At 65.0% G+C, this 721-nt stretch carries 1 protein-coding gene; it reads left to right on the top strand.

The features are described from left to right. Positions 1 to 721: Ig-like domain-containing protein (locus FDX04_RS24190; RefSeq protein WP_170975161.1), on the top strand; the 721-nt coding region annotated here is incomplete at both ends.

The raw sequence follows: 721 nt of genomic DNA, 5'->3' as shown, positions 1-721 counted from the left end.
ACCGACGACGCGGGCAACACCGCGACCTCAGCGGCGCTGGCGGTCACCGTGGATACCGCCGTGGCGGCCCCGGTCATCACGCTGAGCGATACCACCGGCGATAACCAGACCAACGTAGTGACACCGGGCTTTGCCATCACCACGGATAAAGACGCCGTGAGCGTGATGGTGAGCATCGACGGCGGCGCCCCGGTGGCGGCAACGAAGGACGCGGCCGGGCAGTGGCATATCACGTCCGGCGAGCTGACCGACGGTGACCACAGTATTGTGGCGACGGTGACGGATATTGCCGGTAACACGGCTGCGTCAGATCCGATGACCTTTACGGTGGACACCACGCTGTCCATCCCGACCCTCGATCTGATGGATGCCTCTGATACCGGCAGCAGCGCGACGGACAATATCACGAACGACACTACCCCAACCTTTACGCTGGGCAATATCGACGCCGATGTGACGGAGGTGCAGGTGCTGATTAACGGCACCGCCTATGACGCCGTGCAGACGGACGGGACGTGGAGCTTTACCGCGCCGGCGCTGGCTGACGGGGAGTACACCTTCACCGTGCAGGTCACCGACGACGCGGGCAACACCGCGACCTCGGCGGCGCTGGCGGTCACCGTGGACACCACCGTGGCGGCCCCGGTGATCACGCTGAGCGACGACACCGGCAGGGCGGGGGATAACCAGACCAACGACACTACGCCGGGCTTTGCCATTG

Origin of the sequence: Citrobacter sp. wls615 (assembly GCF_005281355.1) — a bacterium.
Classification (GTDB): Bacteria; Pseudomonadota; Gammaproteobacteria; order Enterobacterales; family Enterobacteriaceae; genus Citrobacter; species Citrobacter werkmanii.
The sequence above is the reverse complement of the archived record's forward strand: the minus strand, read 5'-3'. Positions and strand labels throughout refer to the sequence as shown.